22 protein-coding genes are annotated in these 22,652 nt (G+C 67.5%); 12 read left to right on the forward strand and 10 right to left on the reverse strand.

All coding sequences use genetic code 11. The features are described 5' to 3' along the window. Nucleotides 1–84: 84 nt before the first annotated feature. The 3 genes from DFR39_RS12410 to DFR39_RS12420 are packed head-to-tail and all read right to left on the reverse strand — an operon-like array spanning nucleotide 85 to nucleotide 2,805. Nucleotides 85–1,374 carry a c-type cytochrome gene (locus DFR39_RS12410; RefSeq protein ID WP_246030814.1) on the reverse strand — a complete coding sequence of 430 codons (1,290 nt, stop codon included), beginning with the start codon at nucleotides 1,372–1,374 and terminating at the stop codon, nucleotides 85–87. Continuing rightward, nucleotides 1,371–2,069, reverse strand: coding sequence for a c-type cytochrome (locus tag DFR39_RS12415; protein WP_133603893.1), 699 nt, complete (start codon nucleotides 2,067–2,069; stop codon nucleotides 1,371–1,373). Before DFR39_RS12415 ends, DFR39_RS12410 begins: the two co-directional genes overlap by 4 nt. A 46-nt stretch (nucleotides 2,070–2,115) precedes the next feature. Next, on the reverse strand, nucleotides 2,116–2,805 hold the full coding sequence (locus DFR39_RS12420) for a YggS family pyridoxal phosphate-dependent enzyme (protein ID WP_133603894.1): 690 nt from the start codon (nucleotides 2,803–2,805) through the stop codon (nucleotides 2,116–2,118). A 26-nt stretch (nucleotides 2,806–2,831) separates the two neighbouring features. On the opposite strand from DFR39_RS12420, the gene DFR39_RS12425 reads away from it, so the two are divergent. From DFR39_RS12425 to DFR39_RS12435, 3 genes are all read left to right on the forward strand, one after another. After that, nucleotides 2,832–3,875 (forward strand): type IV pilus twitching motility protein PilT, encoded by a 1,044-nt coding sequence (locus tag DFR39_RS12425; RefSeq protein ID WP_133603895.1) that lies wholly within the window; start codon nucleotides 2,832–2,834, stop codon nucleotides 3,873–3,875. A gap of 87 nt (nucleotides 3,876–3,962) precedes the next feature. Next, nucleotides 3,963–5,099: a PilT/PilU family type 4a pilus ATPase gene (locus DFR39_RS12430; RefSeq protein ID WP_133603896.1), complete on the forward strand. Its 1,137-nt coding sequence runs from the start codon at nucleotides 3,963–3,965 to the stop codon at nucleotides 5,097–5,099. 11 nt (nucleotides 5,100–5,110) lie between these two features. Then, on the forward strand, nucleotides 5,111–6,013 hold the full coding sequence (locus tag DFR39_RS12435) for an NAD(P)-dependent oxidoreductase (protein ID WP_133603897.1): 903 nt from the start codon (nucleotides 5,111–5,113) through the stop codon (nucleotides 6,011–6,013). A gap of 169 nt (nucleotides 6,014–6,182) precedes the next feature. Here the strand turns inward: DFR39_RS12435 and DFR39_RS12440 are convergent, their stop codons facing one another. Genes DFR39_RS12440 through DFR39_RS12450 form a run of 3 tightly spaced genes read right to left on the reverse strand, consistent with a single transcriptional unit; the run spans nucleotide 6,183 to nucleotide 7,828 of the window. Next, nucleotides 6,183–6,821: a BON domain-containing protein gene (locus tag DFR39_RS12440; RefSeq protein ID WP_133603898.1), complete on the reverse strand. Its 639-nt coding sequence runs from the start codon at nucleotides 6,819–6,821 to the stop codon at nucleotides 6,183–6,185. A 40-nt stretch (nucleotides 6,822–6,861) separates the two neighbouring features. Next, nucleotides 6,862–7,413: an SIS domain-containing protein gene (locus tag DFR39_RS12445; protein ID WP_133603899.1), complete on the reverse strand. Its 552-nt coding sequence runs from the start codon at nucleotides 7,411–7,413 to the stop codon at nucleotides 6,862–6,864. A 22-nt stretch (nucleotides 7,414–7,435) separates the two neighbouring features. Next, nucleotides 7,436–7,828 carry a YraN family protein gene (locus tag DFR39_RS12450; RefSeq protein WP_133603900.1) on the reverse strand — a complete coding sequence of 131 codons (393 nt, stop codon included), beginning with the start codon at nucleotides 7,826–7,828 and terminating at the stop codon, nucleotides 7,436–7,438. Between DFR39_RS12450 and rsmI the strand changes: the two genes are divergently transcribed. The 6 genes from rsmI (at nucleotide 7,821) to DFR39_RS12480 (ending at nucleotide 16,939) form a co-directional block, all read left to right on the forward strand. Then, nucleotides 7,821–8,741: a 16S rRNA (cytidine(1402)-2'-O)-methyltransferase gene (gene rsmI / locus DFR39_RS12455; protein WP_211343862.1), complete on the forward strand. Its 921-nt coding sequence runs from the start codon at nucleotides 7,821–7,823 to the stop codon at nucleotides 8,739–8,741. The two genes, DFR39_RS12450 and rsmI, sit on opposite strands and share 8 nt — an antisense overlap. A gap of 23 nt (nucleotides 8,742–8,764) precedes the next feature. Further along, nucleotides 8,765–10,228, forward strand: a complete 1,464-nt coding sequence (tldD, locus tag DFR39_RS12460) for a metalloprotease TldD (protein ID WP_133603901.1) — start codon at nucleotides 8,765–8,767, stop codon at nucleotides 10,226–10,228. Between the two features lie 269 nt (nucleotides 10,229–10,497). Continuing rightward, a complete protein-coding gene (locus DFR39_RS12465; RefSeq protein WP_133603902.1) occupies nucleotides 10,498–11,610 on the forward strand; it encodes a 3-deoxy-7-phosphoheptulonate synthase in 1,113 nt (370 codons plus the stop codon). 34 nt (nucleotides 11,611–11,644) lie between these two features. After that, nucleotides 11,645–11,956 carry a hypothetical protein gene (locus tag DFR39_RS12470; protein ID WP_133603903.1) on the forward strand — a complete coding sequence of 104 codons (312 nt, stop codon included), beginning with the start codon at nucleotides 11,645–11,647 and terminating at the stop codon, nucleotides 11,954–11,956. A gap of 110 nt (nucleotides 11,957–12,066) precedes the next feature. Next, nucleotides 12,067–13,950 (forward strand): molecular chaperone HtpG, encoded by a 1,884-nt coding sequence (htpG, locus tag DFR39_RS12475; protein ID WP_133603904.1) that lies wholly within the window; start codon nucleotides 12,067–12,069, stop codon nucleotides 13,948–13,950. A gap of 85 nt (nucleotides 13,951–14,035) precedes the next feature. After that, nucleotides 14,036–16,939 (forward strand): DUF3857 domain-containing protein, encoded by a 2,904-nt coding sequence (locus DFR39_RS12480; protein WP_133603905.1) that lies wholly within the window; start codon nucleotides 14,036–14,038, stop codon nucleotides 16,937–16,939. Between the two features lie 36 nt (nucleotides 16,940–16,975). On the opposite strand, the gene DFR39_RS12485 is transcribed toward DFR39_RS12480, so the two are convergent. The 3 genes from DFR39_RS12485 to DFR39_RS12495 form a co-directional block, all read right to left on the reverse strand. Then, on the reverse strand, nucleotides 16,976–18,034 hold the full coding sequence (locus tag DFR39_RS12485) for a serine/threonine protein kinase (RefSeq protein WP_281277243.1): 1,059 nt from the start codon (nucleotides 18,032–18,034) through the stop codon (nucleotides 16,976–16,978). 59 nt (nucleotides 18,035–18,093) lie between these two features. Beyond that, on the reverse strand, nucleotides 18,094–18,879 hold the full coding sequence (locus tag DFR39_RS12490) for a DUF2726 domain-containing protein (RefSeq protein ID WP_162849516.1): 786 nt from the start codon (nucleotides 18,877–18,879) through the stop codon (nucleotides 18,094–18,096). Between the two features lie 190 nt (nucleotides 18,880–19,069). Then, on the reverse strand, nucleotides 19,070–19,765 hold the full coding sequence (locus DFR39_RS12495) for a GNAT family N-acetyltransferase (RefSeq protein WP_133603907.1): 696 nt from the start codon (nucleotides 19,763–19,765) through the stop codon (nucleotides 19,070–19,072). Between the two features lie 303 nt (nucleotides 19,766–20,068). Here DFR39_RS12495 and rplM point away from each other — a divergent pair, with 303 nt between their 5' ends. The 3 genes from rplM to erpA all read left to right on the forward strand — a co-directional run bounded on the left by rplM (nucleotide 20,069) and on the right by erpA (nucleotide 21,440). After that, nucleotides 20,069–20,497 (forward strand): 50S ribosomal protein L13, encoded by a 429-nt coding sequence (gene rplM, locus DFR39_RS12500; RefSeq protein ID WP_133603908.1) that lies wholly within the window; start codon nucleotides 20,069–20,071, stop codon nucleotides 20,495–20,497. 9 nt (nucleotides 20,498–20,506) lie between these two features. Beyond that, nucleotides 20,507–20,899, forward strand: coding sequence for a 30S ribosomal protein S9 (gene rpsI, locus DFR39_RS12505; RefSeq protein WP_133603909.1), 393 nt, complete (start codon nucleotides 20,507–20,509; stop codon nucleotides 20,897–20,899). A 166-nt stretch (nucleotides 20,900–21,065) separates the two neighbouring features. Beyond that, nucleotides 21,066–21,440: an iron-sulfur cluster insertion protein ErpA gene (erpA, locus tag DFR39_RS12510; protein WP_133603910.1), complete on the forward strand. Its 375-nt coding sequence runs from the start codon at nucleotides 21,066–21,068 to the stop codon at nucleotides 21,438–21,440. Between the two features lie 75 nt (nucleotides 21,441–21,515). Here the strand turns inward: erpA and DFR39_RS12515 are convergent, their stop codons facing one another. Beyond that, on the reverse strand, nucleotides 21,516–22,634 hold the full coding sequence (locus tag DFR39_RS12515; RefSeq protein WP_162849517.1) for an anhydro-N-acetylmuramic acid kinase: 1,119 nt from the start codon (nucleotides 22,632–22,634) through the stop codon (nucleotides 21,516–21,518). Between the last annotated feature and the right edge of the window lie 18 nt (nucleotides 22,635–22,652).

The following is a 22,652-nucleotide window of genomic DNA, read 5'->3' on the forward strand; positions in this document are numbered from 1 at the left end:
GGTGACCTAGGGTTTATCCGAGGGGGCTCAAACGCCCATCGTCGAGAAGGGGTCAGGTCTTGCTACTTCGGCCTAGGGTACGGGCTACTTGAGCCGGATCACATCGACCGCGCGAAGATCACCCGCCGTGTTGCCCCAGCTGTTGCGCACATGGCTGGCGACGGCAGCGAGCTCCTGATCGCTGAGCACGCCAGCGAAGGGCGGCATGCCGAAGGGGCGCGGGTTGCCGGTGGTGGCGGGTGCGAAGGCGCCGCGCAGCATGACACGCAGCAGGTTCACGCCCTCGCCCTGGGCGACGCTGCGGTTGCCGGCCAGTGCCGGATAGATGCCTGGGACGCCCTCGCCCCGCTGGCCATGGCAGGCCGCGCAGTGCTGTTCGTAGAGTTTGGCGCCTTGCTCCCGCAGCCCGGTTTCAGGCCTTGGCCGGGCGCGCTGGGAGTGCTCCCGCTGCGGCAGGTTGCGCAGATAGCGGGCCATGGCGTCCAGGTCGGGTTCACTCAAGTGTTGCGTACTGCCCAGCACCACCTCGGCCATGGGGCCGAGGGCGCTGGCATGGGCATTGCGCCCGTCGCGCAACCAGGCCTTGAGCTCGGGCGGCGACCAATGGGCCACGCCCGCCTCGGCCGGGTCTTGCAGCGAGGGTGCATACCAACCCAGGCCCTGGAGCAGATCACCACGAAAGTCCGTCGGGCCGCCGTGGCCGCCCAAGGCATTGCGGCTGCCGTGACAGGCGCTGCAATGCCCCAGTCCCTGAACCAGGTAGGCGCCGCGATTCCAGACCGCGTCGCGGTTCGGGTCAGGCGCATAGACGCCGGGGCGAAAGAAGAGCGCCCGCCAGACGGCCAGGGCCGCCTGGGTGTTGTAGGGAAAGCGCAGCTCATCGGGCGGCTTGGCGCGTGCCACGGGTGCCAGGCTACGCAGATAGTCATAGAGCGCGTCGCTGTCCTCGCGACGGATGAGGGTGTAGTTGTCGTAGGGGAAGGCGGGGTTGAGCAGCCGGCCATCGCGGCCGCGGCCCTGGTGCAGGGCACGCCAGAAGTCCTCGGCGGACCAATGGCCCAGGCCGGTGGCGGGGTCGGGAGTGAGATTGGGCGAAAAGACCGTGCCGAAGGGCGTGGGGATGGGCCGTCCGCCAGCATAGGGCGCGTCACCGCGAGCCGTGTGGCAGCCCATGCAGTTGCCGGCCTGCGCCAGGTAGGCGCCGCGAGCGAGCTGGTCCGGGGTTGGTGTCGGACGCGGCGCTGCGGTAGGGGACGCCGGGCCGGTGAGCCCGAACCAGCCCCCCAGGCTCAGCAGGGCCAGCGGCAGGATCACCAGGCTCAGGCCGACCAGCAGGGCGGCCAGACGCCAGGCCTGGGGCCTGAGCCTCCTCAAGACAGGCCCCCGCACTTGAGTGGCAGTGGCTGCGGCATCCGGGCCTCGGGCTTGGGTGAAGCCGGCGGAGGCTGGGCGGCCAGCCACTGGGAGAGGGCGTTGATCTCCTCGGGGCGCAGGCGGCGCGCAATCTCGGCCATGCAGTCGGGCGCTGTCGCGCGGCGCTGGCCGCTGCGCCAGGCGCCCAGCTGGCCGTTCAGGTAGTCACGCGGCAGGCCCAGCAGGCCCGGCATGAAGGGAGCGGCTCCGGTGAGGCGCGCGCCATGGCAGGCGGCGCAGGCCGGGATGCCGCGGGCCGCATCGCCCTGGCGCACCAGGGTTTCGCCCCGGGCCAGCAGGGCGGGCTCCAGGGTGGGGGGCTGAGGCGGGGGGTAGGGCAGCTCCAGGCCGGCGAAGTAGCCGGCCAGCTCGTTCAGATAGGCGTCGGAGAGCGGCGCGATCAGCTCGCTCATCAGGCCGTAATCACGCCGTCCGTCGCGGAAGTTCAGCAGCTGCTTGTAGAGATAGCCCTGGGGCTTGCCGGCCAGGCGCGGGTGGTAGCCGTCTGGCGCGGCCCGGCCCTCTTTGCCATGGCAGGGCGTGCAGGCCTGGGCACGCTGGGCCAGGCTGTCCTCCACCAGAGGGGCCGCATGCAGGCCGCCGCCGGCGGCCAGCAGCAGGGTCAGTGAGAGAAGGCGGGAGCGGGTCTTGCGCATGGTGCATGCATCATGTGCGGGCTTTGTCTTCAGCCACCCGCGCAGCTTAGCGCCCTCCGAATATGGCCGTGCCCACACGCACCAGGGTGGCTCCCTCGGCGATGGCGGCCTCCAGGTCGGCGCTCATGCCCATGGACAGGGTGTCCAGGGCCAGGTCTTGCGTGCTGTTGAGCTCGGCCATCAGCCGCGCCAGGGCGCGGTGGGGCTGGCGCTGGGCCTCGAAATCGGCCGCCGGCTCGGGAATGGCCATCAGGCCGCGCAGCTTCAGGCGGGGCAGGGCGGCCACGGCGCGGGCCAGCGCGGGCAGCTCGGCCACGCTGCAGCCGCTCTTGCTGGACTCGCCGCTGATATTGACCTGCAGGCAGACCTGCAGCGGCGGCAGCCAGGCCGGACGCTGCTCGGCCAGGCGCTGTGCGATCTTGAGCCGGTCCACGCTGTGCACCCAGTCGAAGGCCTCGGCCACGGCCCGGGTCTTGTTGCTCTGCAGCGGGCCGATCAGATGCCACTCCAGCTGGCTGCGCAGATCGGCGAGCTGCTCGATCTTGTCCAGCCCTTCCTGCACATAGTTCTCGCCGAAGCGTCGCTCGCCGGCGGCGTGGGCCTCGCGCACCGCGGCGGCCGCAAAGGTCTTGCTCACCGCCAGCAGCGTGACGCTTTGCACGGGGCGATTCGCTGCCTTGCAAGCAGATGTGAGGCGCTGGTGCAGCTGTTGTAAGTTCTCAGAGATCGTCGCCATAATGGCCCAAGCTATTCCTCAGTCACATGGATATCACCCAACTCCTGGCATTCTCGGTCAAGAACAAGGCCTCCGACCTTCACCTCTCCGCCGGGCTGCCTCCCATGATCCGGGTGCACGGGGATGTGCGTCGCATCAATGTCGAGCCGCTGGAACACCGGCATGTGCACGATATGGTGTACGACATCATGAACGACTCGCAGCGCAAGGCCTATGAAGAGACCTTGGAGTGCGACTTCTCCTTCGAGATCCAGGGTTTGGCGCGCTTTCGCGTCAATGCCTTCAACCAGAACCGCGGTGCCGGCGCGGTGTTCCGGACCATCCCGTCCAAGATCCTGACCCTGGAGCAGCTCAACGCCCCCAAGGTCTTCGCCGAGCTGGCGCTCAAGCCGCGGGGTCTGGTGCTGGTGACCGGGCCCACGGGCTCGGGCAAGTCCACCACGCTGGCGGCCATGATCAACCATCTCAACGAGAACGAGTACGGCCACATCCTCACCATCGAGGACCCGATCGAGTTCGTGCACGAGTCCAAGAAGAGCCTGGTGAACCAGCGCGAGGTGGGGCCGCACACGCTGAGCTTCTCCAACGCTTTGCGCTCCGCCCTGCGCGAGGACCCGGATGCGGTGCTGGTGGGTGAAATGCGCGACCTGGAAACCATACGCCTGGCCCTGACCGCGGCCGAGACGGGTCACCTGGTCTTCGGTACCCTGCACACATCCAGCGCCGCCAAGACCGTGGACCGCATCGTGGACGTGTTCCCGGCGGCCGAGAAGGAGATGGTGCGCGCCATGGTGTCGGAGTCCCTGGTGGCGGTGATCTCGCAGAGCCTGTGCAAGCTCAAGGACGGCAGCGGCCGTGTGGCGGCGCACGAGATCATGCTGGGCACCTCGGCCATCCGCAACCTAATCCGCGAGAACAAGGTGGCTCAGATGTACTCGGCCATCCAGACCGGCAACGGCCAGGGCATGCAGACCCTGGACCAGAACCTCACCGATCTGGTGCGCCGCAACATCATCTCCCCCGCCGAAGCCCGCGCCAAAGCCAAGTTCCCGGAAAATTTCCCGGGCTAGCCCGGGAAATTTGACGTCACTCATTTGGCGTAGCCAAGTGAGTGACGGCAGAACTTCCCCCGCGAACTGCATCACCGCAGGACGATCATGGAACGCGATCAAGCATCCAAATTCATCAACGACCTGCTGCGCCTGATGGTCTCGCGCCGCGGCTCCGACCTCTTCCTCACGGCCGACTTCCCGCCTGCCATCAAGGTGGACGGCAAGGTGACCAAGGTGTCGCCCCAGCCCCTGACCGGCAGCCACACCCTGCAGCTGGCGCGTTCCATCATGAACGACAAGCAGGCCGCGGAGTTCGAGCGCAGCAAGGAGTGCAATTTCGCGATCTCGCCGGCTGGCGTCGGGCGCTTTCGCGCCAATGCCTTTTTGCAGCAGGGTCAGGTGGGTCTGGTGCTGCGTACCATTCCGGCCACACTGCCCAGCATCGCGGCCCTGGATCTGCCACCCATACTCAGCGATGTGGTGCAGGCCAAGCGCGGCCTGGTGATCGTGGTGGGAGCCACCGGCTCGGGCAAGAGCACCACGCTGGCGGCCATGATCGACCACCGCAACGAGACCACCCACGGTCACATCATCACCATCGAGGACCCGATCGAGTTCGTGCATCCGCACAAGAACTGCATCGTGACCCAGCGCGAAGTGGGCATAGACACCGACAGCTGGGAGTCCGCCCTGAAGAACACCCTGCGCCAGGCGCCGGATGTGATCCTGATGGGCGAGATCCGCGATCGCGAGACCATGGAGCATGCGGTGGCCTTTGCCGAAACCGGCCATCTGTGCATGGCCACCCTGCATGCCAACAGCGCCAACCAGGCCTTGGACCGCATCATCAACTTCTTCCCCGAGGAGCGTCGCAGCCAGCTGCTGATGGACCTCTCGCTCAATCTGCGAGCCCTGGTCAGCCAGCGTCTGCTGCCGCGTCAGAGCGGCAAGGGTCGCATCGCCGCGGTGGAGATCCTTCTCAACACCCCCCTGGTGTCGGACCTGATCTTCAAGGGCGAGGTGGGCGAGATCAAGGAGGTCATGAAGCGCTCGCGCGAGCAGGGCATGCAGACCTTTGATCAGGCCCTCTTTGACCTCTATGAGATGGGCAAGGTCGGCTATGAGGACGCCTTGCGCAATGCCGACTCCATCAATGATCTGCGCCTGCAGATCAAGCTCAACAGCGAACGCGCCCGCAGCGGCGATCTGTCCTCGGGCACGGAGCACCTGACGATCGTCTAAAGTCGGGAGCCATGAACGCTCCCACCCCTCGCAGCTACGACGCCATCCCGCCACGCAAAGTGGCCTTCCTGGGCCTGGGGGTCATGGGTTATCCCATGGCCGGTCATCTGGCCCGCGCCGGTCATCAGGTGACGGTCTACAACCGCACCCCGGCCAAGGCCGAGGCCTGGGTGAAGGAATACGGTGGCGCCAGTGCCGCGACGCCGGCCACGGTGGCAGCCGGGGCCGATATCGTGTTCGCCTGCGTGGGCAATGACGACGATCTGCGCAGCGTGGTGCTCGGGGAGTATGGCGCCTTTGCCGGCATGAAGCCGGGCGCGGTCTTCGTGGACCACACCACGGCCTCGGCCGAGGTGGCGCGCGAGCTGCACGCCGAAGCCCTGAAGCGTGGTCTGCACTTCATCGACGCACCTGTCTCGGGCGGCCAGGCCGGGGCGGTCAATGGCGCGCTGACCGTGATGTGCGGCGGCGAGGCGCCGGTTTTCGAGTCCATCAAGCCCGTGGCCCTGGCATTCGCCAAGGCCGTCACCCTGGTGGGTGCGTCGGGCGCGGGTCAGCTGGCCAAGATGGTGAACCAGATCTGCATCGCGGGCCTGGTGCAGGGCCTGTCGGAGGCGGTGGCCTTCGGTCAGAAGGCGGGCCTGGACATGAAGCAGGTGCTGGACGTTATCGGCAAGGGCGCGGCCCAGAGCTGGCAGATGGACAACCGCGGCAAGACCATGGTGGACGAGCAGTTCAATTTCGGCTTTGCCGTGGACTGGATGCGCAAGGACCTGGGCCTGGTGCTGGATGAGGCGCGCCGCAACGGCGCCAAGCTGCCGGTCACGGCCCTGGTGGACCAGTTCTACGGCGATGTGCAGTCCATGGGCGGTGGCCGCTGGGACACCTCCAGCCTGATCAAGCGGCTGAAGTAGGCCCACCCCCTGCGCGCTTCGCGCGCCAAGGCCAGAGGCCTTGGCCGTCGCCAGGCACAAAGAGTCCGCAGGGACTGTTTGTGTCCGGGCTCCGCCCCCTCAAGGGGGCGAGCCCGCAGGCCCGGCAAAGCCGGATCCTCGGGCTCCGCTGGGGAAGGCCAGTAGCCAATTACTTGTTTGCGGGCGGTTTCGGGGTAATACGCGCCAGCTCTTCCTCACTGATGATCTCCACCGCGCGCACCACCTTTTGCACGCCGGCCACGCCGCGGGCGATCTCGGTGGCCCGATGGATCTCGCGCTCGGTGACCCGGCCCATGATGTAGACGATTCCGCGCTCCACCACCACGTAAAAGGCGTTGGAAATCAGATCGCGCGCGTCCACCAGGCTGGCCTTGACTTTGGTCGCGATCAGCACGTCATTGGAGCGGCTGGACAGCGAGCTCTTGAAGCCCACGCTCACCTCGTTGATCACGCGGTTGACGTTCTCGACCTGGGCCACCAGGCGTTCCGCCGCGGCACGGTCGGCCTCGGTGGGGGCTTCGCCGCTGATCAGCACGATGCGGTTGTAGCTGTTGACGTTGACGTTGACGCGGTCGCCCAGTTGTTCGCGCAGACGGCTGGCGGCCTTGAGTTCAATGCCCTGGTCTTCCACCTGCATGCCCGAGGTGCGGCGATCCGTGGCCATCAGTGCCGTGCCCACCATGGCGCCGCCCACCACCAGGGGGGCGCAGGCGCTGCTCAGTGCGGCGGCGGCCAGGGCGCTGGCCAGCAGGACGAGGCGGGTCTTCGAGACGGTGGGGGCGGTCATTCGTTCTCCGGGAGTCGGGGCTTGGGGTTCGGGAGGCAGCTCATTCACCGCTGCCCAGCAGCTGCAAATCAACCGCATCGCAAAGGCAGTGGATCAGCAGGCGCTGGGCCTCTGCGACTCGGGCGAAGCGGCTGTGCGGCACGCGGATCTGCACATCGGTGTCAAGCAGCAGGCCGCGCAGCGCCTCGTCCTGGCTGCCGGTGATCAGGATCACGCTCATCTCCTGTGCATGGGCGGCATCGAGCAGGGCGCCATGCTCTTCGCGGCTGGCACTGCCGGCCTCGAAGAGCATCAGCAGATCGCCCGGATGACCCAGGGCCTGAACTTGACGCATCGGGGCGCTCAGGGAGTCCAGCGGCCATGCGGCCAGTGCCGGTCGTTCCTGCTCGAAGCCGCCGTTGAGCAGGGCGGCCATATAGCGTGCGTCCAGCTCGGAGCGGCCAAAGCCGGCACACAGCACGCGGCCACCGCCCGTGATGCCGTCGACCAGCATCTGGGCCGCCGTGGACAGGGGGCGCGAGAGGCTCTCGGCCACCTGGTAGAGCAGGTCCGCGCTTTCGAAAAATTGGGTCTGTATGCGTTGTTCAAGCATCGGGCGCGATCATAAGCCAGGGTCAACCCTGAGCCTCGAAGGCGGCAATCAACCATTCGATGTGCTCGCCCTCCAGCGCCACCACATCGAAGCGGCAGGGCGGCGGGCTGGGCCAGCGCATCAGGTAGTGACGAGCCGCGTAGATGATGCGGCGTTGCTTGCCTGGCGTGACGCTGGCGGCGGCGCCTCCATGGCTGCCGTCGCGACGCGCGCGCACCTCCACAAACACCAGGGTGGCGTCGCGCGGGTCGCGCATGATCAGGTCCACCTCGCCGGCCCGCGCGCTGGGGCCTCGGGCCACCCGATAATTGCGCGCCAGCAGAATCAGGCCTTGGCCCTGCAGATGCTGCAGGGCGCGGTCTTCCGCGGCCTGGCCGATTTCCGAGCGACCCTTGTTGGAGCCCCACTTGAACATCGATGCCTCCCTGCTCCAGCAGGCGGCCGCGGCTGCGGCCGGCGGTCAGCAGTATCCCGCTTCCACGCTCTATGTGGTGGCCACGCCCATCGGCAATCTGGCCGATATCAGCTTTCGCGCCGCCCATGTGCTGGCCCTGGTGGATGCCGTGGCCTGCGAGGACACCCGGGTCAGCGGCGGCCTGCTGCGCCATCTGGGCTTGCACAAGCCCTTGATCGCCCTGCATCAGCACAACGAGCATGAAGCCAGTGCCGCCCTGATCGCGCGCCTGCAGGCCGGCGAGCGCATCGCCTATGTCTCGGACGCCGGCACCCCGGCCGTCTCCGACCCCGGCGCGGTGCTGGTGGCGGCCGTGGCCGCGGCCGGCCTGCGCGTGCTGCCCATTCCCGGCGCCAGCAGCGCGGTGACGGCGCTGAGCGTGGCGGGCGACGCCCAGGCCCAGGGCTTTGACTTCATCGGCTTTCTGCCCGCCAAGGCGGCGGAGCGCCGCGGCGCCCTGCAGGCCCTGGTGGGAGCCGCGCGCAGCCAGATCTTCTTCGAGGCGCCGCATCGCATCGCGGCCCTGATCGAGCTGCTGGCCGAACTCTGCCCCGCCCAGCGGGTGACGGTCTGCCGCGAACTGACCAAGCAGTTCGAGACCGTGCACAGCGCCCCGGCCGCCGAGCTGCCCGCCTGGCTGGCGGCCGATGCCCAGCGCGAGCGCGGTGAGTTCGTGCTGGTGCTGCACGCCGCCGCCCCCAGCGCGGCCGAGGCCAGCGAGCTGCCGCCCGAGGCCGAGCGCACCCTGGCCGTGCTGCTGCGCGAGCTGCCGCTCAAGCAGGCCGTGGCCTTGGCGGCCGAGCTCAGCGGCGCGCCGCGCAACAGCCTCTACCAACGCGCCCTGGCACTCAAGAACGCGGCCGACGGGGAATAGGCGGCCCTCCTACAATCGGGTGCATGATCTCGCGCGAACCCACCCTGGCCCGTCTCGCGACGGCCCAAGCCCAGCTGCTGGAACCCTATGGCCTGAGCGAGGCCAGCCTGGCCAAGGCCCTGAGGCTGATCACCGAGCACCGGGTCGATGATGCCGACCTCTATTTCCAGACCACCCGTGCCGAGGGCTGGAGCCTGGAGGAGGGCATCGTCAAGAGCGGCAGCTTCTCCATCGACCAGGGCGTGGGCGTGCGCGCCGTGGCCGGCGAGAAGACCGCCTTCGCCTACTCCGACGACATCTCCGAGGCCGCCCTGCTGGACGCGGCCCGTACCGTGCGCGCCATCGCCGCGGCCGGCCAGAGCCGCAAGGTCAAGGTGCCGGCCACGCCCGTGGTACCGGGCAGCCGCTCGCTCTATGGCGACGCCGACCCTATCGCCAGCCTGGACAGCACGGCCAAGGTGGCCCTGCTGGAGCGCGCCGAGAAGATGGCCCGCGCCAAGGACCCCCGTATCGTGCAGGTGATGGCCGGCTTGGCCGCCGAGCATGATGTGGTGCTGATCGCGCGCGCCGATGGCACCCTGGCCGCCGATGTGCGGCCCCTGGTGCGCCTGTCCATCACCGTGATCGCCGAGCAAAACGGTCGCCGCGAGGTGGGTAGCGGCGGCGGCGGCGGGCGCTTCGGCCTGGCCTATTTCACGGACGAAATGATCGCCAGCTATGTGGAGCAGGCCACCTCGGCGGCCTTGACCAATCTGGAATCGCGCCCGGCGCCCGCTGGCGAGATGACCGTGGTGCTGGGCCCGGGCTGGCCCGGTGTGCTGCTGCACGAGGCCGTGGGCCATGGCCTGGAGGGCGACTTCAACCGCAAGGGCTCCAGCACCTTCTCGGGCCGCATCGGCCAGCGCGTGGCGGCCAAGGGCGTCACGGTGCTGGACGACGGCACCATCCCCGACCGCCGCGGCTCGCTCAATATCGACGACGAGGGCGCGCCCAGCCAGCGCAATGTGCTGATCGAGGACGGCATCCTGCGCGGCTACATCCAGGACTCGATGAATGCGCGCCTGATGGGCGTGGCGCCCACCGGCAACGGCCGGCGGGAGAGCTATGCCCACCTGCCCATGCCGCGCATGACCAACACCTATATGCTGGGTGGCGACAAGGACCCGCAGGAAATCATCGCCAGCATCAAGAAGGGCCTGTACGCCAGCAACTTCGGCGGCGGTCAGGTGGATATCACATCCGGCAAGTTTGTCTTCTCCGCCAGCGAAGCCTTCTGGGTGGAAGACGGCAAGATCCAGTACCCGGTCAAGGGCGCGACCCTGATCGGCAACGGCCCCGACGCACTGACCCGCGTTTCCATGATCGGCAACGATATGCGCCTGGACACGGGCGTGGGCGTCTGCGGCAAGGAAGGCCAGAGCGTGCCCGTGGGCGTGGGCCAGCCCACGCTGCGCATCGACGGGCTGACGGTCGGGGGCACGGCCTGACCCCCGCCGCCATGAGGCCAGCGAACAACAAGCCGTGACTCTCGGGGCCTTGACCTTGGTCACAGGCCCCGTGCTACATTCAGACCCATGCGTTTCGTCAGCAAGTTTTATTTTGCTTTCTTTTGGTTCTCGCACCGCACCGGCGGAGGAGAGGCGAACGCGTAAACGCAAGACAAGCGCCAAGAATCTCCAAGAAACCGCCGGGTGAACTCCCGGCGGTTTTTTTTTGCCTCGGCGCCCCGCCCACCACCCTCACACCTCACAACCGCATGAACGCCAAGACCACCGCCGAACGCTGGTATTCGCCGCAGGACAAGACCAGCGAAACCGACGACCAACGCATTCGAGACATCACACCCTTGCCGCCGCCCGAGCACCTGATCCGCTTCTTCCCCATCTCCGGCACCCCCATGGAGCGCCTGATCACGGGCACGCGCCAGAAGATCCGCGACATCATGCAGGGCAAGGACGATCGCCTGCTGGTCATCATCGGCCCCTGCTCCATCCACGATCCGGCCGCGGCCCTGGACTACGCCCGCCGCCTGATGGCCGAGCGCGAGAAGCACGCCGACACGCTGGAGATCGTGATGCGGGTCTACTTCGAGAAGCCCCGCACCACGGTGGGCTGGAAGGGCCTGATCAACGATCCCTACCTAGACGAAAGCTACCGCATCGACGAGGGCCTGCGCATCGCGCGCCAGCTGCTGCTGGAGATCAACCGCCTGGGCATGCCGGCCGGTTCGGAGTTTCTGGACGTGATCTCGCCGCAGTACATCGGCGACCTGATTTCCTGGGGCGCGATTGGCGCGCGCACCACCGAGAGCCAGGTGCACCGCGAACTGGCCTCGGGCATCTCGGCGCCCATAGGCTTCAAGAACGGGACCGACGGCAATATCAAGATCGCCACCGATGCCATCCAGGCCGCGGCCCGCCCGCACCACTTCCTGTCGGTGCACAAGAACGGCCAGGTCGCCATCGTCGAGACCAAGGGCAACAAGGACTGCCATGTGATCCTGCGTGGCGGCAAGGCGCCCAACTACGACGCCGACAGCGTGGCCGCAGCCTGTGCCGATCTGGCCGCCTCCAAGCTGGACCAGCGCCTGATGGTGGACTGCTCCCACGCCAACAGCAGCAAGAAGCATGAGCGCCAGCTGGATGTGGCCCGCGATATCGCGGCCCAGATCCAGGCCGGTGGCAAGCACATCTTCGGCGTGATGGTGGAAAGCCACCTCAAGGATGGCGCCCAGAAGTTCAGCCCCGGCAAGGACAACCCGGCCCAGCTGGAGTACGGCAAGAGCATCACCGACGCCTGCCTGGGCTGGGACGACTCCCTGCAGGTGCTGGACGTGCTCAGCGAGGCTGTTCGCGCGGCGCGCGGCTGAGCGAGAATCGGCACGTCGCTTCAGGAGGCAGACGATGCGCAGCGAGATCAAGGTCGTGTTCGGTCCGGGCCAGGAGTTCGATCTGGTGGTGGACGGCAGCGAGGTCCTGGACTTCGAGGCCGCCCGGCGCTGGTTGGACGAGCAGTTCGTCAAGAACGAATGCGAACCCATGCGTGGCTCGGGCAAGGTCCTGCTGGCCGACAAGGTGCTGGCCGTGGCGTCTGCCGTCGGCCCCGCCGCTTTTGGTGATCCCGCTTTTGCCCTGGACTTTGCCCGCGCGGTGCGCGGCGCGTTGTCCAAGGCCCTGGTGCGCGTGGACGTGGCCAAGCTCAGCCTCTCCTACTGACACGGCGGCGCGGTTCTCGCGCCCTCTTGAACTGCGCCGAAGTGCCCCCAGCTGCGGGGCGCGCGGCGCTGTTGCCGTTTGTACATCCTCACATCCACAAGAAACCAGTCATGGCCAAGCACACCCATTCCTTCCAGGCCGAGGTCAAGCAGATCCTGCACCTGGTCACCCATTCGCTGTACTCCAACAAGGAGATCTTCCTGCGCGAGCTGGTCTCCAATGCCTCGGATGCCTGCGACAAGCTGCGCTTCGAGGCCCTGGACAACGCCGCCCTCTACGAGGAGCAGCCCAATCTGGAAGTGCGGGTCAGCTTCGACGAGGCCGCCCGCACCGTGACCATCAGCGACAACGGCATCGGCATGAGCGCCGAGGAGGCCGTGGCCCATCTGGGCACCATCGCCAAGAGCGGCACGCGCGAGTTCATGGCCAAGCTGGAGGGCGACCAGAAGAAGGACGCCAACCTCATCGGCCAGTTCGGCGTGGGCTTCTACTCGGGCTTCATCGTGGCCGACCGCATCACGGTCGAGTCGCGCCGCGCCGGCTTGCCGGCCGAGCAGGGCGTGCGCTGGAGCTCCGAGGGCACGGGCGATTTCGAGGTCGAGACCATCGTGAAGCCCGGCCGCGGCACCGATGTGATCCTGCATCTGCGCGAGGGCGAGGATGAGTTCCTCAAGACCTGGCGCCTCAAGTCCATCATCGGCAAGTACAGCGACCACATCTCCCTACCCATCCTGATGAAGAAGGAGGAGTGGGATGCCGAGGCCGCCAAGCAGGTGCTCAAGGACGAGTGGGAAAGCGTCAACAAGGCCTCCGCCCTGTGGGCCCGCAGCAAGAGCGAGGTGACGCAAGAGCAGTACGAGGAGTTCTACAAGCAGATCTCCTACGACACCGAGGCCCCGCTGGCCTACACCCACAACCGCGTGGAAGGTCGCAGCGAATACACCCAGCTGCTCTACATCCCCAAGAAGGCACCGTTTGACCTGTGGAACCGCGACAAGCGCGGCGGCGTCAAGCTCTATGTGAAGCGCGTCTTCATCATGGACGATGCCGAGGCTCTGATGCCGGTCTATCTGCGCTTCGTGAAGGGCGTGATCGACTCGGCCGACCTGCCGCTGAATGTCTCGCGCGAGCTGCTGCAGGAAAGCCGCGATGTGAAGGCCATCCGCGAGGGGTCGACCAAGCGCGTGCTCTCCATGCTGGAGTCCCTGGCCGATAGCGAGGACGCCGCCGAACGCGCCAAGTACGCCGAGTTCTGGAAGGACTTCGGCCAGGTGCTCAAGGAGGGCGTGGGCGAGGATCACCAGAACCAGGAGCGCCTGGCCAAGCTGCTGCGCTTCGCCTCCACCGAGGCCGACGAGGGCGTGTCCCTGGCCGACTACCTCAAGCGCATGAAGGAAGGCCAGGAGGCCATCTACTACATCACCGCCGACAGCCTGCAGGCCGCCAAGAACAGCCCGCAGCTGGAGATCTTCCGCAAGAAGGGCATCGAGGTGCTGCTGCTGGTGGACCGTGTGGACGAGTGGATGCTTTCCCACCTCTACGAGTTCGAGGGCAAGCCCCTGCAGTCCGTGGCCAAGGGCGCCGTGGACCTGGGCAAGCTGCAGGACGAGGAAGAAAAGAAGAAGGCCGAGGCCGCGGCCGAGGACCTCAAGCCCCTGCTGGACAAGCTCAAGGACACGCTCAAGGCCCGTGCCAAGGACGTGCGCGTCTCCACCCGCCTGGTGGACTCGCCGGCCTGCATCGTGGTGGAAGAGGGCGATATGAGCGGCCATCTGACCCGCCTGCTCAAGCAGGCTGGCCAGGCCGCGCCAACCTCGCTACCTACGCTGGAGATCAATGCCGAGCATGCCCTGGTCAAGAAGCTCGAGAGTGCCGGCGAGCGCTTCGAGGACCTGGCCCAGGTGATCTTCGACCAGGCCGTGCTGGCCGAGGGCGGCAGCCTGGAAGACCCGGCCGCCTATGTGAAGCGCGTCAACGCCATGCTGTTGGCCTGAGCGCGCGCTCGGCATTTTCCCTGCCCCACCCGGGCGCCGGCGATGAGCCGCACTATCATCGGCGGCGTCCTGGGGAGGGCCTGTGATGAAGACAAAACGCCAAGATCGCGATACGAATCGCTCCAATGTTCCGGACCGGCTGCGCGCCGGCACCCTGAGCTTAATCCTGGGCCTGGGATGCTGGATGCCGCCGGCCCTGGCGCAGCAGGCCACCGCCAGCAAGCCGGCCTCGGCCAAGTCTGCGGCGGCCCAACCCGTCAGCGGCAGCCCGGCGGCGGCCGGCTTCAGCATCACGCCGCGTCCAGCCTGGGTGCAGGCCGTGAGCCTGGAGGGTCTGCCCGGCCTGCCCTCGGCGCCGGTGCAGGTGCTGCTGATGGACGACCAGACCCGCGTGGGCGCGCCCGGCGGCACGGTGCGCTACCAGCATGCGCTGCGCCAGATCAATAGCAGTGCCGGCCTGGAGGCCGGATCCCAGATCGAATTCATCTTCGACCCCAGCTATGAGCGCCTGCAGATCCATGAGCTGGTGATATGGCGCGAGGGCAAGCGCCTGGATCGGCTGGACCGCAAGGCAGTCAAGCTGCTGCAGCGCGAGACCCAGCTGGAGCGCCAGATCGTCGATGGGCGCGTCACCGCCTCCATCGTGCTGGAAGACCTGCGCGTGGGCGACCGCGTGGAGTGGTCCGCTTCTTTGGTGGGCGATAACCCGGTCTTCGAGGGCCGCTTCGTCGATACCCAGTGGCTCAGTGCCAGCCGCGGCCCGGTGGGCCTGGTGCAGCGCCGCCTGCTGGCGCCGGCCGAGCGCAAGATCCAGCACCGGGTGGCCGTGCCGGGTGTGGAGCTGAGTGAGCCGACCCGCAGCGACGGCCTGCGCGAGACCGTGCTGCGCCGCCGCGCCGTGCCGCAGTTCCGCTACGACCCCCTGGTGCCGGCCGAGGACAACTACGCCGATCTGCTTGAGTGGAGCGAGTTCGAGAGCTGGAGCGAGGTAGCCGCCTGGGCCGAACGCCAGTTTGCGCCGGCCCTGCGCGAGCGCGAACCACTGGCGGCCAAGGCCGCGGAGATCCGCGCAGCCAGCAGCGATCCCGAGCGCCGCCTGGAGCTGGCCCTGGACTTTGTGCAGAAGGAGATCCGCTACTTCGGCACGGAGATTGGCGCCTCCTCACATCGCCCGGCCGGCGCGACACAAGTCATGCGCCAGCGCTTCGGCGACTGCAAGGACAAGGCGGCCCTGCTGGTCAATCTCCTGGCTCAGCTGGAGATCGAGGCCCAACCTGCCCTGGTCTCCACCACTCTGCGCCGCGGCATGGACAAGCGCCTGCCCAGCCCCTTGAACTTCGACCATGCCATCGTGGCCGTCAAGCGGGGCGAGGGTTGGCTCTGGCTGGACGCCACCCGTTCCTTGCAAACCGGACCGGCCATCGAGCGCGCGGTGTCCGGCCTGAGCCCGGCCCTGCTGGCGCGTTCCGGCGAGAGTGCGCCCCTGGCCACGCCTCTGGCGCGCGATCAGCTGCGCGCCGAAGTGCGCGATGTCTTCAGCTTTGCACGGCTGGCCGAACCTGGCGAGCTGGTTTCCGAAGCCGTGTACTACGGCGAGGTGGCCGAGAACCTGCGCATGGCGCGGGCCTCCCAGCCTCAGGAAGCTTTCGAGGCCTTGCTGATGGGCGATCTGGCCCGGGCCTATCCTGCCTACCAGCGCCAGGGGGCCGTACAGGTGGAGGATGTGCCGGGGCGCAATGCCCTGCGCATCACCCAGCGCCTGCGCGCCCATGGTGACACCTGGCGTCTGCTCAGCAAGGGCGTGATGGCCACCGATGTGGCCGTCTCTGGCGTGATGGGTCCGCTGCGTCTGCCCGATATGACGCCGCGGGAGCAGGCCCTGAACGTGAGCCTGCCCGGCAGCTACCGCCATCTGGTGCGCTTCGAGTTTTCCGAGCAGGCCTATGCGCGCGAGAGCGAGTCGCCCTTTGCCGAGAGCAATGAGTTCTACGAGCTGCGCCTGCGCAGCAAGGGCGGCCCGCGTTTCGGCGAGTTCAATGCCGAGCTGCAGCTCAAGGCCGACCGCATCGAAGCCGCGCAATGGACCCGCTACCGCGACGCGCTGCAGAAGCTCTGGCCGCGCCTGGCCACCCAGCTGACCCTGCCGGTGATGGCGCCCGAGCGGCTGGAGGACTTCCGCAGCGCCAGCAAGGTTCTGAGCGAGCGCCTGCGCAGCGGCCGGCTCAAGGTTGCGACTCAGGTGCAGGCCAATGCGCACTACGATCTGTTGGCCCAGGAACTGATCCTGGCCGGCAAGCGCCTGCCGCCCAAGCTGCAGGCGCGGGTGCAGATGGAGCACGGCCAGAGCCTGGACTATCTGGGCCAGCACCAGGCCGCACGCCAGGCCTTTGAGAGCGCCATTCAGCTGGACCCTGCTCTGAGCGAAGCGCAGGCCAGCTTTGCCGTTAACGCCCTGATCCGCGGACAAGACGCCGAGGCCCAGCGCGCTGCCGAGCAGGCATTGCGGCTGGCTCCGAATGAGCCTGCGCCCCGCTATACCCGGGCCCAAGCCCGCTACATGGCCGGTGACTATGCCGGCGCCAGCGAAGACCTGCGCGAGCTGCTGCGCGGCGGCACTGGCAGCGAGACCGAGCGCGGCTACCGCGGACTCTGGCTTTTCCTGGCCCAGCAAGCCCAGGGGCAGGACGGCCGGGCGGCCACGGCCGATTTGGTCGGCAGCAGCGACAAGCCCGCGTGGCCCATGCCCCTGTTGCGCATGCTGCGCGGCGAGCTGAGTTTGAAGGAAGTGCAAGCCCAAGTCGCGGCCGACAAGGTCGAGCAGGCGGGGCGCGAGTGCGAGCTCTACTTCTTCGCGGCCCAGAAGGCGGTGCTTGAGCGCGACACTGAGCAGGCGCGTCGCTGGCTGGACCGCAGCCTAGCTACCGGGGTTATGGAGTTCATCGAGTATGGTCTGGCACGGCGTGAACGCGAGCGCCTAGCCTCGCGCTGAGGCCTGCTCCGCCCAGGGCTGCCGTGTTAACAGGCCTTATTCGGCATCCCAGAACCTGTACTCTTCCTCGTCGGCGCCGCCCTGCATGGGCAGGCCGCCGGCCAGGGGCTGGGGCTGCATGGCTTCCAGCTGCTCGCGCAGCTTGACCACCTGGTCACTCCAGTAATTGCTGCTGCCGAACCAGGGGAAGGCGGCGGGGAAGGCGGGGTCGCCCCAGCGGCGGGCCAGCCAGGCGCTGTGGTGGATCATGCGCAGGGTGCGCAGGGGTTCGATCAGGCGCAGCTCGCGGTGGTCGAACTCGGCCATGCTCTCGTAGCCTTCCAGCACGCAGGCCAGCTGGCGGCGCATGCTCTCGGCATCGCCCGAGAGCAGCATCCACAGGTCCTGCACCGCGGGGCCGGTGACGGCGTCGTCCAGGTCCACGAAGTGGGGGCCGCGGTCCGGTGTCCAGAGGATGTTGCCGGGATGGCAGTCGCCGTGCAGGCGCAGCAGGCCCAGCTCCGGGATCTCGTCAAAGGCGCGCTGGATGGCGTCCAGGCAGCGGCGCACGGCGTCTTCCCAGCCGGGGCGTATCTCCAGCGGCACGCTCTCGTGGGCCAGCAGCCAGTCCAGGGCCTGCTGACCCGGCAGGGCGCTGGCCCAGGTCTGGCGGTGGGCAAAGGGCCGGCTGCGCCCCACGGCGTGGATGCGGCCCAGGTAGCGGCCTATCCAGGTGAGCACCTCGGGGTCTTCCAGCTCGGGCGCGCGGCCGCCCTGGCGCGGCGTGACGGCAAAGCGCTGGCCGCGGTAGTGGACCAGGCTGCTGGCGGGCTCGCCCAGGGCCCAGGGCGCGGCTACCGGGATTTCGGCGGCCTGCAGCTCGCGGGCGAACTCATGCTCTTCCAGGATCTGGGCATCGCTCCAGCGGCCGGGGCGGTAGAACTTGGCCACGGCAATCCGCCCATCGTCCAGATGAACTTGCAGCACCCGGTTCTCGTAGGAGTTGAGCTGCAACAGGCGGCCGTCGCCGTAAAGGCCCACGCTCTCCAGCGCATCGAGCATGAACTCGGGCGTGAGGTCGCGGAAGCTAGTGTCGCTGAGGCTGGGCAGGGTCAAGAGATGAAAAACGGCGCCCGCGGCGCCGTTTGCAAAGAGTGGCGGGGCAGGGCCCCAGTCTAGCGGTGCCCGTAGCGCGGTGAGTCCACCACCACGCCCACGATGTCATTGGGCGCTTCGTCGGGGTATTGCGAATCGGCGCTCAGGGGCTCGCCGAAGGGGCGGCTGTTGCGAAAGCCCGGGCGGCCACCCGCCAGGCTGTCGTAGCGACTGTCGGGGCTGAAGAAGGAATCGTGGAAGACCGCCGAGTCCTGCCAGAGGTTGTCGCGTCGGCCGGTTGTGGCGCGGCGCGGTGGGGGGCTCATCGTGCCGACATGCCGCGTGGGCAGCGGTGCCGGCTGAGGCCCGCGGTTGGCGGCGCCGGTAAACGGCACCAGCAACTGCAGTTCCGCCGCGCTGGGCAGGTTGTCGATGGGGCAGCGCAGATAGCGCACCCGGCAAGCGCCGAGCACCGATTGCTTGATCTGCAGGCTGCGACTGGAGCTCTGGCGGTCGCTGTCCAGATCAATCGCCGCCAGCACCCGGCCATTGGGGCTGCAGATGGCGAAGCTCACATGGGTGCCACCCAGCAGATCGAACCAATAACCGACCTGACGCGCTTCCGTGGGCTGGCAAAAACGCACGAGCGGCAGCTTGGAGAGGATGACGTGGTGGGGGAGTGCTTCGCGCAGCAGCCGATAGACACGCCGTTCTTCGGTGCTGAAGACCGGGCGCGGACTCAGAGACCAATCAGTGGGCAGGGGCTGGCTCGCCTTGCTGGGGCGGCGAAGCAGCCAGAGCACGACCATGACAACAAAACCCAGGCCGAACACCAGCGCGATGATCCACGGAACAGTGGTTTGCATCCCTCGTGATCTCGTTGGTTGGTGGCGCCGCCAACGGCACCCAAGCGGCAGAATGTAACTGAATATTGTGACAGCGGCGTCCGGGTCGTCCCCCAGACGCGGGGTGACAAAAGTCCTGATGCGGCGCGGGCTTGGCGGCCGTTTTTTTGGGGGGCAACGGAAGGCCCGCGACCCCACCCGGCCGAGCGGCTTACTGCTTGGCCGCCTTGCCGGCATCCTCGTACTGGGACTTCACCTCGGCCACGCCGTCGATGATGTCGCCCAGCACGCGGATATGGCGCTTGAACTGGAAGTCCAGCTCGGCCATATGACGCTCGATAGCCTCGCCGACATGGGAGGCCACGGTATCCGGCGGCAGGCGCAGCCAGGCCTCGGACTCGGCGCCGTCGCGCTCCACCGTGGCGCCCGCCTTGCGGGCGATCTTGAGCATGGGCGCGTTCTCGCTGAGCGCGTGAATGAACAAGGTTTCAATCCCGCGGTTGCGTGCGTGCAAGGCGGCTCGCTCGAACAGCCGAGCCCCGAAACCGCGCCCACGACCCTTCTCCAGCACGGAGACGCCGAATTCGGCCATGGCCGGCTTGCCCTGCCGTTGGGGCAGGGGCTCGTAGGCCAGGTGCGCCATGGCGACCAGCTGCAGGCGGCGGTTGAAGATGCCGAGCACCTCGTCGCGGGCAAAGTCCAGGCCGGCCACGTAGCGGGTGATCTGCTCGTCCGAGGCCGGGTAGCCAAAGCGCAGATAGCGATCGCGCTCCGACAGACTCAGCAGGTGATCGCGGATGCGACGGCGATGGCGCCGCGCCAGGGAGCGAATCGGCACCCAGGACGACAGACGCTGCAGCGGCGCCCAGGTGGAGGGCGACGGGGCGGTGGTGTCTGGTTCGCTCATGGTGTGCCTACGTAGTTACCCCTATGGTAGCCGAGTCCCGGCATTTTCGGGGTGTCGATACCGGGGCTTTGCCAGTTCGGCCGGTGTGCGGTACACTCGCGGGCTTTCCCGGATTTGGTTGCGGGAGAAGTCTTGCTGGACCTGAGAGGCCGCCGGTGGTCGTGAGCGCGAATATCCATGAGCGCATGAGCGATTGCTAATAAGCGGCACCGATGAGAGCGGGACCAAAAACAGTACGACCAGCCGACCGCCGGCTTCTCAAGGATGCTTTGTCCCAAGTTGCCGGCTCTTTGAAAGATCCTCATGAAGACCTTCAGCGCCAAGCCGGCCGAAGTGACGCACGAGTGGTTTGTGATTGACGCCACCGACAAGGTGCTCGGACGTGTTGCCAGCGAAGTGGCACTCCGTTTGCGCGGCAAGCACAAGGCCATCTACACGCCTCACGTCGATACCGGTGATTTCATTGTCATCGTCAACGCCGACAAGATCCGTGTGACCGGTACCAAGGCCACCGACAAGGTGTACTACCGCCACACCGGCTTCCCCGGTGGCATCTACGCCACCAAGTTCAAGGACATGCAAGCCAAGCACCCGGGCCGCGCCCTGGAGAAGGCTGTCAAGGGCATGCTGCCCAAGGGTCCGCTGGGCTACGCGATGATCAAGAAGCTGAAGGTGTACGCCGGTGATACGCACCCGCACGCCGCTCAGCAGCCCAAGCCTCTGGCCATCTAAGGAGCGGCAATGATCGGAAACTGGAACTACGGTACCGGCCGCCGCAAGTCGTCGGTCGCTCGCGTCTTCATCAAGAAGGGCACGGGCCAAATCATCATCAATGGTCGCACGATCGAGCAGTACTTCGGCCGTCAGACCTCGATCATGGTGGCGCGTCAGGCCCTGGTGCTGACCAACAATGGCGAAGCCTTCGACATCAAGGTCAATGTCCACGGTGGTGGCGAGTCCGGCCAAGCCGGTGCTGTCCGTCTGGGCATCACCCGCGCGCTGATCGACTACGACGCAGCCCTGAAGCCCGAACTGAGCCGCGCCGGCTTCGTCACGCGTGACGCGCGTGAAGTCGAGCGTAAGAAGGTCGGTCTGCACGGCGCTCGTCGCCGCAAGCAGTTCAGCAAGCGCTGATCTCCGGCCTGTCGACCTGCCCTCGCGGTGGGTCGCTTGCTCGACAAGGCCGCTGCCGCAATGCAGCGGCCTTGTTTCATTTGGGCCCGCCCCCAAATATCCCCAGGCTGCAGATATGTCCGTTTGCGTGGACAATCGCGGCAAGAACCATCCCACAGGAAATGCTATGAGCGCAGTTCTCGAGACCTCCACCGCTGGCGCTGGCGATATGCCGGTGCCGCTGATCTTCACCGACAGCGCCGCCGAGAAGGTGCGCGATCTGGTGGCCGAGGAAGGTAATCCGGACCTGAAGCTGCGCGTCTTCGTGCAGGGCGGCGGCTGCTCCGGCTTCCAGTACGGCTTCACCTTCGATGAGGCGGTGAACGAGGACGACACCCAGATGAGCAAGAATGGCGTGACCCTGCTGATCGACGCCATGAGCCTGCAATACCTCACCGGTGCCGAGATCGACTACAAGGAAGACCTGCAGGGCGCGCAGTTCGTGATCAAGAACCCGAACGCCACCACCACCTGTGGCTGCGGCTCGAGCTTCTCGGTCTGAGTGCCATCAAGGGCCCCGCTGCCCAGTGAAAAGGCCGCCCAAGGGCGGCCTTTGTCATGCTGGGCGCAGCCCCGATTACGCCGGGTGCAGGGCGCCCAGCACGCGCGGGCCGGCGGCGCCCGTCACGGCCGGCAGATTGCCGGGCAGGCGATGCACAAAGCGCTGGGCCAGCCAGGCGAAGGCGGCAGCCTCCACCTGCATGGGCGGCAGGCCGCGTGCGGCGCTGCTGAGCACGTCTTGCTGGGGCAGCAGGGCCTGCAGGCGCTGCATCAGCCGGCCATTGAGTGCGCCGCCGCCACAAACCAGTAGCTCGGCCCCGGCCTCCGCGTCCGGCCTCAGGCAGTCGGCAATGCTTTGTGCCGTGAGCTCCAGCAGCGTGGCCTGCACATGCTCGGGGCGGGCCTGGACGGCTGCGTCCAGGCGGGCGGCCAACCAGTCCGGATTGAAGAGATCGCGCCCGGTGCTGCGTGGCGCCGGGCGGGCGAAGAAGGGCTCGTCCAGCAGGCGCTGCAGCAGATCGGGCAGGACCTGGCCGCTGGCGGCCCAGGCGCCATCGGCGTCATAGGCCTGACCGCGGTGGCGCTGCACCCAGAAATCCATCAGGCAGTTGCCGGGTCCGCAGTCGTAGCCCAGGCTCTGGCCCTCGCGCTCCAGCACGCTGATATTGCTGATCCCGCCGATATTGAGCACCAGCACCTGGGCATCCGCTCGCCCGAACAGGGCGCGATGGAAGGCGGGCACCAGGGGGGCGCCCTGGCCACCGGCGGCTACGTCACGGGCGCGCAGATCGCAGACGGTGTCGATGCCCGTGAGCTCGGCCAGCAGGGCCCCGTTGAGCAGCTGCAGGGTGTAGCCGCAGCCATCGAACTCACCGGGGCGGTGGCGTATGGTCTGGCCATGGGCGCCGAGGGCGCGCACGGCGCCGGGCGCGAGCCGGTGTTGCTGCAGCAGGCGCTGCACGAGATCGGCATAGCTGCGGGCCAGGCCGTTGCCGGCCAGGGCGCAGCGGTGGACCTCATTCTCGCCGGGGCTGTTCAGGGCCAGCAGCTCGGCGCGCAGCGCGGGCTCGAAGGGCTGGTGTTCATGCCCCAGCACCTCCAGAGCCTTGCCCTGCGGGCCGGGGAAGCGTGCCAGCACCGCGTCCGCTCCGTCCAGCGAGGTGCCGGACATCAGGCCGATGAAGAGCTCGCTCACGCGCGATGGGCGGTGGGT

This window comes from Roseateles asaccharophilus, from assembly GCF_004362405.1.
In the GTDB taxonomy this organism is placed as follows: domain Bacteria; phylum Pseudomonadota; class Gammaproteobacteria; order Burkholderiales; family Burkholderiaceae_C; genus Kinneretia; species Kinneretia asaccharophila.

Bases quoted from the DNA above. Each gene is read 5' to 3' on its own strand.
- DFR39_RS12415 (WP_133603893.1), bottom strand. From the start codon at position 2,069: ATGCGCAAGACCCGCTCCCGCCTTCTCTCACTGACCCTGCTGCTGGCC.
- DFR39_RS12420 (WP_133603894.1), bottom strand. From the start codon at position 2,805: ATGGCGACGATCTCTGAGAACTTACAACAGCTGCACCAGCGCCTCACA.
- DFR39_RS12425 (WP_133603895.1), top strand. From the start codon at position 2,832: ATGGATATCACCCAACTCCTGGCATTCTCGGTCAAGAACAAGGCCTCC.
- DFR39_RS12430 (WP_133603896.1), top strand. From the start codon at position 3,963: ATGGAACGCGATCAAGCATCCAAATTCATCAACGACCTGCTGCGCCTG.
- DFR39_RS12435 (WP_133603897.1), top strand. From the start codon at position 5,111: ATGAACGCTCCCACCCCTCGCAGCTACGACGCCATCCCGCCACGCAAA.
- DFR39_RS12440 (WP_133603898.1), bottom strand. From the start codon at position 6,821: ATGACCGCCCCCACCGTCTCGAAGACCCGCCTCGTCCTGCTGGCCAGC.
- DFR39_RS12445 (WP_133603899.1), bottom strand. From the start codon at position 7,413: ATGCTTGAACAACGCATACAGACCCAATTTTTCGAAAGCGCGGACCTG.
- DFR39_RS12450 (WP_133603900.1), bottom strand. From the start codon at position 7,828: ATGTTCAAGTGGGGCTCCAACAAGGGTCGCTCGGAAATCGGCCAGGCC.
- tldD (WP_133603901.1), top strand. From the start codon at position 8,765: ATGATCTCGCGCGAACCCACCCTGGCCCGTCTCGCGACGGCCCAAGCC.
- DFR39_RS12465 (WP_133603902.1), top strand. From the start codon at position 10,498: ATGAACGCCAAGACCACCGCCGAACGCTGGTATTCGCCGCAGGACAAG.
- DFR39_RS12470 (WP_133603903.1), top strand. From the start codon at position 11,645: ATGCGCAGCGAGATCAAGGTCGTGTTCGGTCCGGGCCAGGAGTTCGAT.
- htpG (WP_133603904.1), top strand. From the start codon at position 12,067: ATGGCCAAGCACACCCATTCCTTCCAGGCCGAGGTCAAGCAGATCCTG.
- DFR39_RS12480 (WP_133603905.1), top strand. From the start codon at position 14,036: ATGAAGACAAAACGCCAAGATCGCGATACGAATCGCTCCAATGTTCCG.
- DFR39_RS12490 (WP_162849516.1), bottom strand. From the start codon at position 18,879: ATGCAAACCACTGTTCCGTGGATCATCGCGCTGGTGTTCGGCCTGGGT.
- DFR39_RS12495 (WP_133603907.1), bottom strand. From the start codon at position 19,765: ATGAGCGAACCAGACACCACCGCCCCGTCGCCCTCCACCTGGGCGCCG.
- rplM (WP_133603908.1), top strand. From the start codon at position 20,069: ATGAAGACCTTCAGCGCCAAGCCGGCCGAAGTGACGCACGAGTGGTTT.
- rpsI (WP_133603909.1), top strand. From the start codon at position 20,507: ATGATCGGAAACTGGAACTACGGTACCGGCCGCCGCAAGTCGTCGGTC.
- erpA (WP_133603910.1), top strand. From the start codon at position 21,066: ATGAGCGCAGTTCTCGAGACCTCCACCGCTGGCGCTGGCGATATGCCG.